Below are 13,047 nucleotides of genomic sequence, written 5' to 3' on the forward strand. Positions count from 1 at the left end.
GCCGTCAGGCCCGGGCGCGCCGGGACGGCGTGCGCGGCGCATGAGACAGGGCGCCGGCCTGCGGCCGGCCGGTCACCGTCGCGCCGGGTGAAAACGGGCGGGGTAGCGCCCGCCCGCCGTCACTTCACGCACTCGAGCGCGTACTTCAGTCCCGTCCCGAGCAGCCCGCGCCATACGTCCCACGTATGCCCGCCATCGACGATGCGCAGTTCGGCCGGGTTCTGCGCGCGGCGCAGGTGCGTGTACAGCACGCTCGATTCGGCCTGGATGGTCAGGTCGTCGTCGCCGGCCGCGATGAACATCGGGATTCGCCAGCTGCGCGCGAAATAGCCGCGCATCAGTGCCGGGTAGTTGAGTTCGTGCCACACGCGCGGGTCGAACTGCCGGTCGCCGAACACGCCGACGTAGCGCGCGGCGGAATTGAGCGGCGGCTCGTTCGCGTAGATCGCGGGGCTCAGCAGCATCGCGCCGCAGAACAGCCCCGGTTCGAGCAGCGAGAAGCGCAGCGCGCCGAACCCGCCCATCGACACGCCGCCGATCGCTCGGCCCGCGCGCTGGTTCGACACTGCGAAGTGCGCTTCGACTTCGGGCAGCAGGTCGTTGAGGAACGCGCTCTGCATCTTCTCCTTGCGGTCGACGTACCAGTCGGTGCCGCCCTGCGGCATCACGATCACGACGGGCGGAATCTCGCGGCGCTCGATCAGCGTGTCGGCGGTGGCCTGCAGCCGGCCCTGCGTGACCCAGTCGTTCGCGTTGCCGGCATTGCCGTGCAGCAGGTACATCACCGGGTAGCGCGCGCCTTCCGGGTTGTAGCCGGGCGGCAGGTAGACCGTGTACGACCAGTCGCGCTTCAGCGACGCCGACCGGAACGTGCGCAGCACGACGCTGCTGCCCGGATTGAGCGCGGGCTCCTGGGCGGCCGACGGGGTCGTCGCGGTCTGGACGGCGGGCGGCGGCGCGGGCGATGCCGCCGGCGCGGGCGGCGTGGCGCGGGCGGTGGCGATGGAGCCGGCGATCAGGGCGAGGGCGAACGGAAGGGCGAGTCGGCGCATGTCGAATCGTTTCAGGAGAGGCGCCGGCTATCGTAGCAGCGGCGCATGACGGCGCGGCGCGTCATCGCCGCGATCGGAACGGCAGCCGCGCGACGAGCGGCCCGTAGAGTTTGGCGACGAGATACAGCAGGCCGATCGCGACGACGTCGGCGGTCAGCCCGAGTTTCACGTCGAGATAGCCCTCGGTCGCCTGGTAAAGCAGCGAATCGACCGCGAGCGAGATGCCGGTGCCCGCGACGAAGCACAGCAGCCCCTGCCGGCCGATCGTGCCGATCCACGGCATCGCGTGCGCGACCTTCTTCATCCAGCCGAGGTGGACGAGCTTGGCCGCGAGCCACGCGATCGCGAGGAAGTTCGCGAGCCGCAGCGCGCCGAGGTTCTGCTTGATCGACGGATCGGTCGGGAACGGTTCGATGCGCAGCCGGTAATACGCGCCGGCCGCGACGATCGCGAGCGACACGGCCGTCAGCAGCCAGCCCTGCGGCTTGGGCGCGAGCGTCTGGTAGACGGGCTGGCAGCGCGCGATCACGCCGAGCACGAACAGGAACTGCCACGCGAACGGGTTGAAGTCCCACGGCGCGCCTTCGACGGTCGGCAGGAAGCGCGCGACATGCGGCGCCGCGAACCACAGCGAGCCGCTGAACGCGAGCAGCAGCCATGGCTGCGTGCGTGCGAGCGGCAGCGTGAGCGGGACGAGCAGCGCGAAGAACGCGTACATCGGCAGCACCGACGCGAGGTACGGCTGGCGGCGGAACAGCAGGATGTCGCGCAGCGCGGCGAGCGGCTTGTGGAGCAGGCCGTCGAGGTCGTTGGTCGGCATGTTCGGGCCGTCGATCGCGAACGCGTTCAGCACGGCCGTGATCAGCAGCATCAGGCCGGCCGTCACGAGGAACGCACGGTAGATCTCGAACGCGCGCCGGATGAAGCGCTGGCGCGCGGCGGCTTCGTCGTGCCGCTCGGCGAGCGAGTTGTACGCGATCGCGGTCGCGAAGCCGCCGAGGAACACGAACACCTCGGCTGCGTCGCACAGCGCGTACGCGTGCAGCGTCACGCGCGACAGGATGCTGCCGCCGATGTGGTCGACGACGATGACGAGCAGCACGAGGCCGCGAAAGAAATCGAGCTCGGCGTAGCGGCCGGCCCGGGCCGGCGCGGTCATCGGGCCGCCTTCCGGCGCGGGCCGCGTGCGCGGCCGGCACACGCCGCGCATGAATCGGGGTGAAGCATGAATTCGTGAAGAAATGACGAACGGATGCGCATTGTGCCACCGATGCGCCAGGGCTCGGGTTTACGCGGATGGCGGCGCGTCCCGCCGCTGCCGATAAGCCGGGTCAGGCCGTCCGCGCGACGGGGCAGTTGGACGAGCGCAACGTTTTGCGCAGGGTTCACATGCCCCGATGGACGGACGGTTTGCGACGTGACACCATTTTGTCCTCACGCGGCCGCACACCGCGTCGTCCGCCCTGCGGGCCACACCTACAACAGATCGAACATTCGCCGGGCGCGCGACACGCCCGGCCCCGGCTCCGGAGATTGGTCATGAAGAAGCACGTCTTTTTTACCGCTGCGCTGGCTGCTTTCGCCGCGCCGGTCTTCGCCCAGAACAGCGTGACGCTGTACGGTGTGATCGACGAAGGCTTCAACTACACGAACAACGTGAATGTGAATGGGGTCGGAAAGTCGAATTACCAGCTCGCGAGCGGCTACGCGCAGGGCAGCCGCTGGGGCCTGAAGGGCAGCGAGGATCTCGGCGGCGGGCTGAAGGCGATCTTCACGCTGGAAAACGGTTTTGACGTCAACAACGGCCGGCTCGGGCAGGGCGGCCGCATGTTCGGCCGCCAGGCGTTCGTCGGGCTCTCCGAGTCGCGCTTCGGCACGCTGACCTTCGGCCGCCAGTACGACTCCGTCGTCGACTATCTGGCGCCGCTCACGGCCAACGGCAACTGGGGCGGCACGCTGTTCTCGCACCCGTTCGACAACGACAACACGGACAACTCGTTCCGCGTCAACAACACGGTCAAGTATGCGAGCGCCGACTGGAACGGCCTGACGTTCGGCGGCACGTACAGCTTCAGCAACAGCACCGGCTTCTCGAACAACCGGCAGTACAGCCTCGGTGCGCAGTATTCGCTGGCCGGGCTGCAGGTCGCGGCTGCGTACCTGCAGGCGAACAACCCGGGGGTCGGCAGCGCGGGCGCGATCACCGCGGATGACGCGAACTTCGTCGCCGACCGCCTGCGGATCTTCGGCGGCGGCGTCAACTACACGTTCGGCCCGGCCACGGTCGGTTTCGTCTATACGAAGACGGACGTGAAGAATCCGGTATCGACGGTCTACCTGCCGGCTTCGACGTTCGCCGGCCTCGGGCTGACCGCGACGAAGTTCCAGAACTTCGAGATCAACGGCAAGTACCAGCTCACGCCCGACTTCTATCTCGGCGCGCAGTACGTGTACACGGACGGCAAGTTCGATGCCGCGGCCGGATCGTTCAAGCCGAAGTACCACACGGTCGGCCTGATGGCCGACTACAGCCTGTCGAAGCGCACCGACGTCTACCTGCAGGGCGCATGGCAGAAGGTTGCCGGCGACAAGACCGGCACCGCGGCCGACGGCGGCTACGTGGTCGGGACGGACGGCCCGTCGGCGTCGTCGAACCAGTTCGCGGTGCGCGCCGCGATCCGCCACAAGTTCTGAGCGTTTCGACCGGCCGGGGCCGGTGCCCCGGCCCCAGCCCGCGTCAGCCCGCCCGGTACGGGCCGCCGAGCGTCTCCGCGAGCCAGTCGACGAAAATCCGCACGCGCGGCGCGAGATGCCGCCCGGTCGGAAACACCACCGACACGGGCAGCGGCTCTGCATTCCATTCCGGCAGCACCTCGACCAGCGAGCCGTCCGCCAGCAGCGGCCCGAGCCCTTCGCGCGGCGCCTGGATCAGCCCGAGGCCCGCAAGACAGCACGCGAGATACGCCTGCGAGCTGTTGACCGACACGACGCTGCGCATCTTGACCGCATGCAGTTCGCCCGTATCCATGTCCGCATATTCCCAGTCCAGCTCACGGCCCGTTCGGCTCGAGAAATAGCCGACCGCGACGTGGTCCGGCAGCTCGTCCGGCGAGCGCGGCGTGCCGTGGCGCGCCAGATACGCGGGCGCCGCGCAGTTGATCTGCGCCAGCTCGCCGATGCGCCGCGCGACGAGCGACGTGTCGGACATCGTGCCGACCCGCACCGCGCAGTCGATGCCGTCGGCGACGAGGTCGACGAAGCGGTCGGTCGTGCCGATCACGACGCGCAGGTCGGGGTAGCGTGCATGGAAATCCGGTAGCGCCGGAATCATCTGGTTCACCGCGAAGCGCTCCGGCAGGTCGACGCGGATCGCGCCGCGCGGCGTCGCGCCGGCGTCCTCGAACAGCGTTTCCGCATCGTCGAGATCGGCCAGCAACCGCATGCAGCGCTCGTAGTAGGTCGCCCCCTCGGCCGTCAGCGCGACGCGCCGCGTCGTGCGCTGCAGCAGGCGGACCTTCAGGTGCTTTTCCAGATACTGGACGGCGTTGCTGACCGTCGGGCGCGGCAGTTGCAACTGCTCGGCCGCTTTCGTGAAGCTGCCGAGATGGGCGACGCGCGCAAAGATGCGCATTGCATGCAGATGATCCATGCGGGGCGGGGGTGTGGGCGGATGGACAGGCTCCATTGTTAATCAGCGTCGAATGGTTTGGTGGAGTGTTTCGCATTTATCGCGCGTCGCGATGCGCCCAGAATCCGGCCTGTTGATTCATCACTCGAGGAAACGGACATGGAGATACGTGAACTGGGCCGGTCGGGCCCGCGGGTATCGGCGCTCGCGCTGGGCTGCATGGGGATGTCGGACTTCTACGGGCCGGCCGATCGCGCCGAGAGCATCGCGACGCTGCACGCGGCGCTCGACCACGGCATCACGATGCTCGACACCGGCGATTTCTACGGAATGGGCGACAACGAGATGCTGATCCGCGATGCGCTGCGCGGCCGGGCACGCGACCAGGTGCTGATCAGCGTGAAATTCGGCGCGCTGCGCGATCCGGCCGGCGGGTTTGCGGGCTACGACGCGCGGCCGGCGGCGATCCGCAACTTCGTCGCGTACTCGCTGAAACGGCTCGGCACCGACTACATCGACATCTACCGGCCGGCGCGCGTTGATCCGGCGGTGCCGATCGAGGAGACGATCGGCGCGATCGCCGATCTCGTGAAGGCCGGGTACGTGCGCCATGTCGGCCTGTCGGAAGCCGGCGTCGACACGATCCGCCGCGCGGCGGCCGTCGCGCCGATCTCCGACCTGCAGATCGAATATTCGCTGCTGTCGCGCGGTATCGAGGCCGGGATCCTGCCCGCGTGCCGCGAACTCGGGATCGGCGTGACGGCCTACGGCGTGCTGTCGCGCGGGCTGCTCGGCGGGCGCTGGAGCACGGCGCGGCAGGGCGAGCGCGATTTCCGCGCGGCGAGCCCGCGCTTCCAGGGCGAGAACCTCGCGCACAACCTCGCGCTCGTCGACGCGCTGCGCGCCATCGCCGACGAGAAGGGCAGCAATCCCGCGCAGGTCGCGATCGCGTGGGTGCTGTCGCGCGGCGGCGATATCGTGCCGCTGATCGGCGCGCGCAAGCGCACGCAGCTTCAGGACGCGCTGCAGGCGGCTGAGATGCAACTAACGGTCGATGACATCGCGCGCATCGAAGCGGCGGTTCCCGCCGGGGCGGCTGCCGGTGAGCGTTATCCGGCCGCACAGATGGCTCACCTCGACAGCGAGCAGGGACGGGGGACATTCACGGGGACTGATCGACCGGGCCGGTAGCCGGCGCACGCGACCTGCGTTGAACGAAGGCAGGCGTGCGCCGGACGGCGGCGGCGCGGTGTGCGAATGTGCGCGCGCGCCGGCCGCGCCGGTTCCGCGCGGCCGGCCCGAGCCAGCCTCAGGCAAAGCCAGATGGCGGGCGGCGCGATCGGGGTTCACGATCGGCGCCGTACTCATCCGGACGGAATGCCTTTCATGCACATTGATACGCTGACGATCGTCGCGGTGGTTTTCCTGCTGGCCGGCGCGGTCAAGGGAATGATCGGGCTCGGCCTGCCGACCATCGCGATGGGCTTGCTGACGCTCGCGATGCCGCCGTCGGCCGCCGCGAGCCTGCTGCTTGTGCCGTCGTTCATCACCAACGTGTGGCAGTTGTGGCTCGGCCCGTCGTTCGGGCCGCTGCTGCGCCGGCTGTGGCCGCTGCTCGCCGGTCTGACGATCGGCACGCTGACGGGCGGGCTGCCCGCGCTCGCGGCGGGCAGCACCTGGACGCATGCGGCGCTCGGCGTGGTGCTGATCCTCTACGGGCTGTGGGGGCTCGCCGCCGCGCGGCTGCCCGCGCCGGGGTGCCACGAAAAATGGCTGTCGGCCGTGGTCGGCTACCTGACGGGTGTCGTGACGGCCGCGACCGGCGTGTTCGTCGTGCCGGCCGTGCCGTACCTGCAGGCGCTGCGGCTGTCGAAGGACGACCTGATCCAGGCGCTCGGGCTGTCGTTCACCGCGTCGACGATCGTGCTCGGCCTGCAGTTGCGCGTGACGGGTGCGCTGGAGACGGTCGATCTCGGCGTGTCGGCGCTCGCGCTCGTGCCGGCGCTGGCGGGTATGGCCGGCGGGCAATATGCACGGCGCGTGATGAGCGAGAAGGCGTTCAAGCGCTGCTTCTTCGTCGGGCTGATCGCGCTCGGCGCGTACATGGCGGTTTCGGGGTGGCGGTGAGCGGGCATCGCCGGCGAGCGTGATGCCCGCTGTCCGTGACGATCCCGAAGCCGGTCGTCGAAACCGGCTTCGGGCGCATTCACCGGGCGCGGGCCACCCCGCTCAGGCCGGGTCGGCGTACTTCAGCGTCCACCCGAACGTACGGGTCGCGCCCGCGCCGAGTGCGAACGGCTTCGTCGTGCACGCGAAGTTCGAATGCAACTGGCCGATCGGCGTCGTCGACAGCGGATTCGTCGTGCCGTTCACCGTATCGAAGGCGGACAGCGCGCAGTTGTCGAACCCGGTCGCCGCATAGCCGGTTGCGGGGCTGTTCGCGTACGTGACCGACACGCCGTCGCCGTTGGCCTGCGTCGAGGCGAAATCCGCGAACGACGTGAAGTCCGTTTCGACCGACAGGTTGCCGGTGAGCGTGCCGGTGCTCAGCGTGTCGCTGCGCGCCACCGAGCCGTGCGCGAACGTCAGCACCGTATGCACCTGGAGATCGAGATCCGTCGTGTACGCCGCGTTCTTCGATGCGAGCCGGAACTTCGCGGTATCGAACGACACGATCACCTGCCCGTTGCCTTGCTGGACATTCAGGTTCCTGTAGTACGTGACGGGAATGTAGGTCTTGCCGTTGTACGACACCTGCGGAATCAGCAACGCGTAGCCGAGATCGGTCGTGCCGTAGGTCAGCTTGTCGGAGGACGGCACCGGGTAGTACGGCGTGAACGAGTTGTAGTCGGGCGCCTGGCTGAGGTTCAGGTTGATCACGCGCCGGCCGTCGCGCACGGTCACCAGCGCCGCGCTGTACGGATGCGCGGGGTCGTTCGGCTGGTTGTACCAGGTGAGCGTGTAGTGCGGGAGCGCGTCGAGCCATGCGTTGTAGTCGGCGTCGGCCATCGGTGCCTTGCCGCCGAAGCCGAGCTTGTTCCACCACGCGTTCACGTACAGGTACTGGTGCAGCAGGCTGAAGTTCTCGCCCATCACGCGCGGCTTGCCGCGATACGCGTCCGTGCCGCGACCCTTGACCCACATGTTCACCGAGGGCGTCGGCAGCGACGGGTCGTACCAGAACGTGTCGAAGCGATGCGCCGCCTTCGTGATGAACGTGTATGCGACCTGCTTCTCCTGGTCGGACAGCACGCCGGCGTTGGCCGCGGCCGTCAGCACTTCCATGAACGCGGAATCGCCGTACGGGCCGATCGAGCGGCCGTAGTTGAAGCCTTCGCCGTCGCCGTTCAGCTGCGGCAGGATCAGGTCGACGGACTTGCGCAGATATCCCTTCAGTTCCGGCGTGAAATTCGCTTCGTTGCCCATCTCGAACGTGCGCTCGGTCACTTCGCCGATCAGCAGCGTGCTGTAGCGGTCGAAGCGCGCCTGGTCGTAGTAGGTCGTGTGCGTGTTCGACGCTTCGTCCGAGAACCCGCCCGACGAGTCGTTGCGGATATGGTTCGTGAGCGTGTACAGCAGCGCGTCGCGCGCGCCCATCGTCGCGACCGACGGATCGGTCTTCGACGCGAACGACGGGCTGCTCCAGCCGAGCTTCTGGCGCAGCCCGGCGATTCCGTAGGACACCGCGTAGTAGTTCTGCGCGGTGTTGAGCGACGCGATGTCGATTGGCGTGCCGGCGGCCGGGCACGTGTCGACCTTGCCGCTCGCGTCGGGGCCGAACATGTCGCAGAACCGCAGCCGCTGCTGCAGCGTCGCGAGCATCGCGTCGCTGAAGACTTCGTTGAGCATCCCGTGCGCCTGCAGGTTGTTCAGCGCGACGAGATAGTAGTACTCGCCCCACGACGTGTTCGCATACGCATAGTTGCCGCCCGACTGCGCCATCATCGCGGTCGTGATCTTCTGGTAGGTCGCGAGGTAGCTCGCGTATTGCGGATCGTTCTTCGACTTCATGTCGATCAGGATGTATGACAGGCCGAGCGCGAGCTTGCCGGGCAGGAATTTGTCGCCGGTATTCGTGTCGAGCACGTGGACGGGCGTGCCGTCGCCGAGATCCATCGCGACCTGCGTGAAGTCGGGCGACTTCCGGATCAGGTCGAACAGCGCGCGCATCTGGCCCATCATCGTGATCGGCGTATCCGTGCCGGCCGGCACGCGCGTATCGGCCGCGCCGTAGACGAGCGCCTGCAGCGAGTTCGCCGCGAGCGCGGAGGCGGGCGGCGACGTCGGCGTCGAGTTCGACGGCGGGGACGACGAAGACGGCGGATCGGTGATGTCGTTGCCGCCGCAGGCACTGACGAACAGGACGGAAAGGGCGCTGAGCGCGGCGCCGAGCGCGAATCTGCTGCGCGGATGCATTGTGTCTCCAGTCTTGAATAGTGATGAGGGACGGGCGGGGGTGGCCGTCGCCGCGCTCGATGCCCGTGCCTGGCCGCCGCCTTGCAACCCTGATCCCTGAAGACGGACGGCCTGAATCACTACTCGAGCGGGCAAGCGTTCTCCCTGCGCGGGCCGTGGCCGGCGTCGCGCGGATGCATTGGAAAACGTTTTCCAAATTTAGGCATCGAGCGGCGTGATGTCAATGAACTTTCACGTCGAACGCGCCGGGAAAAACCCGGATGGCGGGGTACGAGGAAATGGAGCGACAGATTGGAATGCCGCAAAAATTACGGGGATTTCTTTCGGTCGTGACGAGGTGAAGCGCGGGAGGTCGATGCGGACGCGGCGAGCAGAGAGACTATCCGGCGACATATGCGCGCCGGATTTAGAGAGAAAACGTTATCCATAAGAATCGAAGTGAATCGTGCATGCATCGCGGCATCGACCGCGAGCGACGCGCGTCACCTCGGCGCGGTTTCGCCGGACAGGAACGCGACGAATTCGCGCGTGTACTTCGGCAGCGCGTCGAACGACCGCGCGCACAGCTTCAGGCGACGGTGGCTCCACGGATCGGACAGCTCGACGAGCCGCACGTCCATTGTCTGCATCGCACGTTCGGCCGCATGGCGCGACACGATGCCGATGCCCACGCCGCTGGCAATCACGCGGCAGATCGCATCGAAGCTCTTCAACTGCACGCGGTAGCGGATCCGCTTGCCGAGCGCGCGCGCCTGGTCGGCGAGATGCACCTGCAGTGCGCTGCCGTCGGTGAGGCCGATGAAGTCGGCGTCGGCGATCGTGTCGAACGCGACCTTGTCGTGTGACGCGAGCGGATGCGCGGCCGGCACGACGACGATCAGCCAGTCCTCGCGGAACGGCTTCTGTTCGAGCCCGCCGAGCCCGACCGAATCGGCGACGATGCCGACCTCGGCCGTCTTGTTGCGGATCGCATGCACGATCTCCTGGCTCGAGCGCTCCTCGACGCTGATCGACAGCTTCGGATGATGCGGCAGGTAGTCGGCCAGCGCATCGGGCAGGTATTCGCTCAGCGACGCCGTGTTGCACAGCAGCCGGATATGCCCGCGCAGCCCCTGGCCGTATTGCTGCAGTTCGCCGCGCATGTGGTCGATCTGCTGCAGCACGGTGCGCGCGTGGTGTTCGAGCGCGCGGCCTGCGTCGGTGGCCTGCGCGCCCGACTTGGTCCGGTGCAGCAGCGGTACGCCGAGCTCGTCCTCCATGCCGCGGATGCGCTCGCTCGCGGCCTGCAGCGTGATGTGGGTCCGCTCGGCGCCGCTCGTGATCGTGCCGGCCTCGCAGATGTTCAGGAAGAGCCGCAGGTCGGTCAGGTCGAAGCGCATGATGGGTGGGGGCGATCGCGTTGGAATGGCCGATAAGTTAGCAGGGAACCGCGGCCGGGGTCTCAGGCTTAGCCTGAGGCCCGATTCGCCGGTTCCGTATTTTCGGGGCGCGATCGATGACGGATCATGGCCGCACATCAACCGGGGGAGCCTGTCATGCGGATCGATCCGTCGTGGGGCGTGTCGTTCAAGATCGCGCTGCACGTGCTGTTCCTGTGCATCGGCATCGCGTGGGCCTGTTCCGAACTCGCCGCGTGGCTGCGTTGAGCGTCGCGGCGCGCAGCAGTGGCAGGCTGCGACGCCTATCAAAACGAGTTCGTCATAGTTTTACGAAACGAAAATTCTTCCGTTTTCACGCGAAAAAACCATCAAGTTTTTCCGAATCGGACCGTATTACCGGTAGCGAATGCCGGCCGGCATCCGGTTCGTGATCGTTTGTCATCATTGTTTTCATCCGGTTACACGTCGGCCGTTCCGTTTTTGAGATGCTTGAAAGATTGTCAAACCGGAGTCGGATCGTCCATGAAATCGCACGAGATTCACCGTCACGCGGCGTGGCTGCCGGGCCTGGCCGCCGTGCTCGTCATGGCCGGTTGTGCAAGCACGCAGTCCGTTCCGCCGAGCGACACGTTGGCGGCACAGTCGTTACCGTCGAGCCCGCCGGCCGTTGCGCCGGCGGCCGCCACCCCGCCTCCCGCGCCGATTCTCGTCGCGCAGAAGTACGTCGTGAAGCGCGGCGACACGCTGACGGGCATCGCGTCCGCGAACGGCTGCAGCATTGCCGACCTGCGCACCTGGAACAAGCTCGGCGCGAACGGCAGGCTGCGCATGGGGCAGGTGCTGCGCATCGTCAGGCAGCAGCCGTTGCCGCCGCCGGGCGCCGCCGGCATGCAGGTGGCCGCCTCGTCGGCTGCGAGCAATGGCGCGGGGAGCAGCCCGGCATCGGCGCAGGCCACCGCGTCGACCGCGAGCGACCGTCAGGTCGTCAAGGAAACGAAGCGGCATGCAGGCGGTGTCGCGCTCAAGTGGCCCGCCAACGGCAAGATCGTCGACGGGTTCCGGCCGGGGCAGAACCGCGGCATCCAGATCGCCGGCCGGCCGGGCGACCCGGTCCGCGCCGCGGCCGACGGCCGCGTGATGTACGCCGGCACCGGCCTGAACGATTACGGCAGCCTGATCATCGTCCAGCACAACGCGGATTTCCTGACCGCCTATGCGCACAACCGCAAGCTGCTCGTGAAGACGGGCGACATCGTGCGCCAGGGCGACGAGATCGCCGAGATGGGCGACCTCGACAACTCGCGCGTCGCGTTGCTGTTCGAAGTGCGGCGCGACGGCAAGCCGGTCAATCCGATGCCGTACCTGCCTTCGTCGCAAGGGTGAGGCCAGGTCGTTTCGCTGGAACGTGGCGGCGGTCGCTGCTACGCTAGGGCCTGTTCATGCGAGTCCCGTGCTTCGCGCGGGGCCGACGGCCGTCTTTCGGGGATGCGCGGTGAATGCTGTCGCGGGCCGGCCGCCGGCGCGAACGGGGGCGCTTCGTTAAGGCGTGCCCGCGTCGCTTCGTGCCACCGTTTCCGACAGAAGACAGAACACACCTCATCCATGGAACACTCTCCGACACGCCGCTCGCTGTTGCTTGCCGCCGTGGCCGCGCCGTTCGTCGCCGCGTGCACGTCCGCGCCGGTCGCCGACCAGGGGCGCGCCCACGCCGCCCAGGCCGAATTGACCGCGCTCGAGAAGGCGTCGAATGGCCGGCTCGGTGTCGCCGCGCTCGATACGTCGAACGGCGTGCGCATCGCTCACCACGCGCGCGAACGCTTCCCGCTGTGCGGCACGTATGCGGTCGTCGCGGCCGCCGCGATGCTCGCGCGCGGCTCGCTCGACGCGTCGCTGCTGCCGCGCCGGATTCTTTACCGCCGCTATGAAATCGTGTCGGGCTCGCCGGTCACGGAAAGCCACGTCGACACGGGCATGACGATCGAGCAGCTGTGCGTGGCGATGCTGCAGTCGGGCGACAAGGGGGCCGGCAACCTGCTGATGGGCGTGCTGGGCGGCCCGCAGGCCGTCACGTCGTTCGCGCGCGCGAGCGGCGACACGTCGTTCCGCCTCGATCACTGGGAACCCGAACTGAATCACGCGGCGCCCGGCGACGAGCGGGACACGTCGACACCGGTCGCGATGATCGACACACTGCAGCGGCTGGTGCTCGGCAACACGCTGCCCGAACCGCAGCGCGCGCAGCTGACGGAATGGATGGTCGGCGGCGCGCGCGGCGCGACCGGCATCGCGGCGGGCGTGCCGCCGGGCTGGCGCATCGCGGACAAGGCCGGCACGGGCGGTTACGGCACGACGGCCGACGTCGCCGTGCTGTGGCCGCCGTCGCGTGCGCCGATCGTGATGGCCGTATCGTTCACGCAGCCGCAAGCCGCGGCGGCGGCCCGCGCGGACGTCGTCGCGTCGGCGGCGCGCATCGTGGCGGGCGCGCTCACCGCGACGGCCTAGGGCCAGCGCAAGCCCGTTATTAGCGTGAACAGGCCCTAACGCCTCGCGCCTCGCGCAAAACCGGCGTTTG

11 protein-coding genes are annotated in these 13,047 nt (G+C 68.1%); 6 read left to right on the forward strand and 5 right to left on the reverse strand.

What is annotated here, in order from left to right:
• Nucleotides 1–119 precede the first annotated feature (119 nt).
• Complete coding sequence (locus ACTJLD_RS20755; protein WP_060061555.1) at nt 120–1,052, reverse strand: alpha/beta hydrolase; 933 nt, start codon at nt 1,050–1,052, stop codon at nt 120–122.
• A gap of 61 nt (nt 1,053–1,113) precedes the next feature.
• A complete protein-coding gene (locus tag ACTJLD_RS20760) occupies nt 1,114–2,211 on the reverse strand; it encodes an OpgC domain-containing protein (RefSeq protein WP_027791907.1) in 1,098 nt (365 codons plus the stop codon).
• A gap of 380 nt (nt 2,212–2,591) precedes the next feature.
• Between ACTJLD_RS20760 and ACTJLD_RS20765 the strand changes: the two genes are divergently transcribed.
• On the forward strand, nt 2,592–3,746 hold the full coding sequence (locus ACTJLD_RS20765) for a porin (RefSeq protein WP_059697457.1): 1,155 nt from the start codon (nt 2,592–2,594) through the stop codon (nt 3,744–3,746).
• Between the two features lie 43 nt (nt 3,747–3,789).
• On the opposite strand, the gene ACTJLD_RS20770 is transcribed toward ACTJLD_RS20765, so the two are convergent.
• Nucleotides 3,790–4,701 carry a LysR family transcriptional regulator gene (locus tag ACTJLD_RS20770; protein WP_048022506.1) on the reverse strand — a complete coding sequence of 304 codons (912 nt, stop codon included), beginning with the start codon at nt 4,699–4,701 and terminating at the stop codon, nt 3,790–3,792.
• 138 nt (nt 4,702–4,839) lie between these two features.
• Here ACTJLD_RS20770 and ACTJLD_RS20775 point away from each other — a divergent pair, with 138 nt between their 5' ends.
• Together ACTJLD_RS20775 and ACTJLD_RS20780 are read left to right on the forward strand one after the other, a co-directional pair.
• A complete protein-coding gene (locus ACTJLD_RS20775; RefSeq protein WP_440659528.1) occupies nt 4,840–5,871 on the forward strand; it encodes an aldo/keto reductase in 1,032 nt (343 codons plus the stop codon).
• Nucleotides 5,872–6,066: 195 nt separating this feature from the next.
• Nucleotides 6,067–6,807, forward strand: coding sequence for a sulfite exporter TauE/SafE family protein (locus ACTJLD_RS20780; protein WP_175755157.1), 741 nt, complete (start codon nt 6,067–6,069; stop codon nt 6,805–6,807).
• 102 nt (nt 6,808–6,909) lie between these two features.
• Here the strand turns inward: ACTJLD_RS20780 and ACTJLD_RS20785 are convergent, their stop codons facing one another.
• Entirely contained in the window at nt 6,910–9,096 is a 2,187-nt protein-coding gene (locus tag ACTJLD_RS20785; protein WP_440659529.1) for a hypothetical protein, read from the reverse strand.
• Between the two features lie 482 nt (nt 9,097–9,578).
• The gene (locus tag ACTJLD_RS20790) at nt 9,579–10,475 is read right to left on the reverse strand and encodes a LysR substrate-binding domain-containing protein (RefSeq protein ID WP_027791901.1); all 897 of its coding nucleotides are present in this window, start codon (nt 10,473–10,475) and stop codon (nt 9,579–9,581) included.
• A gap of 126 nt (nt 10,476–10,601) precedes the next feature.
• Here ACTJLD_RS20790 and ACTJLD_RS20795 point away from each other — a divergent pair, with 126 nt between their 5' ends.
• From ACTJLD_RS20795 to bla, 3 genes are all read left to right on the forward strand, one after another.
• The gene (locus ACTJLD_RS20795) at nt 10,602–10,742 is read left to right on the forward strand and encodes a hypothetical protein (RefSeq protein ID WP_155522853.1); all 141 of its coding nucleotides are present in this window, start codon (nt 10,602–10,604) and stop codon (nt 10,740–10,742) included.
• 255 nt (nt 10,743–10,997) lie between these two features.
• Nucleotides 10,998–11,858 (forward strand): peptidoglycan DD-metalloendopeptidase family protein, encoded by an 861-nt coding sequence (locus ACTJLD_RS20800; RefSeq protein ID WP_060319598.1) that lies wholly within the window; start codon nt 10,998–11,000, stop codon nt 11,856–11,858.
• 219 nt (nt 11,859–12,077) lie between these two features.
• A complete protein-coding gene (bla, locus tag ACTJLD_RS20805) occupies nt 12,078–12,977 on the forward strand; it encodes a class A beta-lactamase (protein ID WP_060085472.1) in 900 nt (299 codons plus the stop codon).
• Nucleotides 12,978–13,047 lie beyond the last annotated feature (70 nt).

It is taken from the genome of Burkholderia sp. 22088, from assembly GCF_052045915.1.
Taxonomy (GTDB): Bacteria; Pseudomonadota; Gammaproteobacteria; order Burkholderiales; family Burkholderiaceae; genus Burkholderia; species Burkholderia cepacia.

Coding starts and splice junctions, on each gene's coding strand:
- ACTJLD_RS20785 (WP_440659529.1), bottom strand. CDS start 9,096: ATGCATCCGCGCAGCAGATTCGCGCTCGGCGCCGCGCTCAGCGCCCTT.
- ACTJLD_RS20800 (WP_060319598.1), top strand. CDS start 10,998: ATGAAATCGCACGAGATTCACCGTCACGCGGCGTGGCTGCCGGGCCTG.
- ACTJLD_RS20770 (WP_048022506.1), bottom strand. CDS start 4,701: ATGGATCATCTGCATGCAATGCGCATCTTTGCGCGCGTCGCCCATCTC.
- ACTJLD_RS20755 (WP_060061555.1), bottom strand. CDS start 1,052: ATGCGCCGACTCGCCCTTCCGTTCGCCCTCGCCCTGATCGCCGGCTCC.
- ACTJLD_RS20775 (WP_440659528.1), top strand. CDS start 4,840: ATGGAGATACGTGAACTGGGCCGGTCGGGCCCGCGGGTATCGGCGCTC.
- ACTJLD_RS20780 (WP_175755157.1), top strand. CDS start 6,067: ATGCACATTGATACGCTGACGATCGTCGCGGTGGTTTTCCTGCTGGCC.
- bla (WP_060085472.1), top strand. CDS start 12,078: ATGGAACACTCTCCGACACGCCGCTCGCTGTTGCTTGCCGCCGTGGCC.
- ACTJLD_RS20790 (WP_027791901.1), bottom strand. CDS start 10,475: ATGCGCTTCGACCTGACCGACCTGCGGCTCTTCCTGAACATCTGCGAG.
- ACTJLD_RS20760 (WP_027791907.1), bottom strand. CDS start 2,211: ATGACCGCGCCGGCCCGGGCCGGCCGCTACGCCGAGCTCGATTTCTTT.
- ACTJLD_RS20765 (WP_059697457.1), top strand. CDS start 2,592: ATGAAGAAGCACGTCTTTTTTACCGCTGCGCTGGCTGCTTTCGCCGCG.
- ACTJLD_RS20795 (WP_155522853.1), top strand. CDS start 10,602: ATGGCCGCACATCAACCGGGGGAGCCTGTCATGCGGATCGATCCGTCG.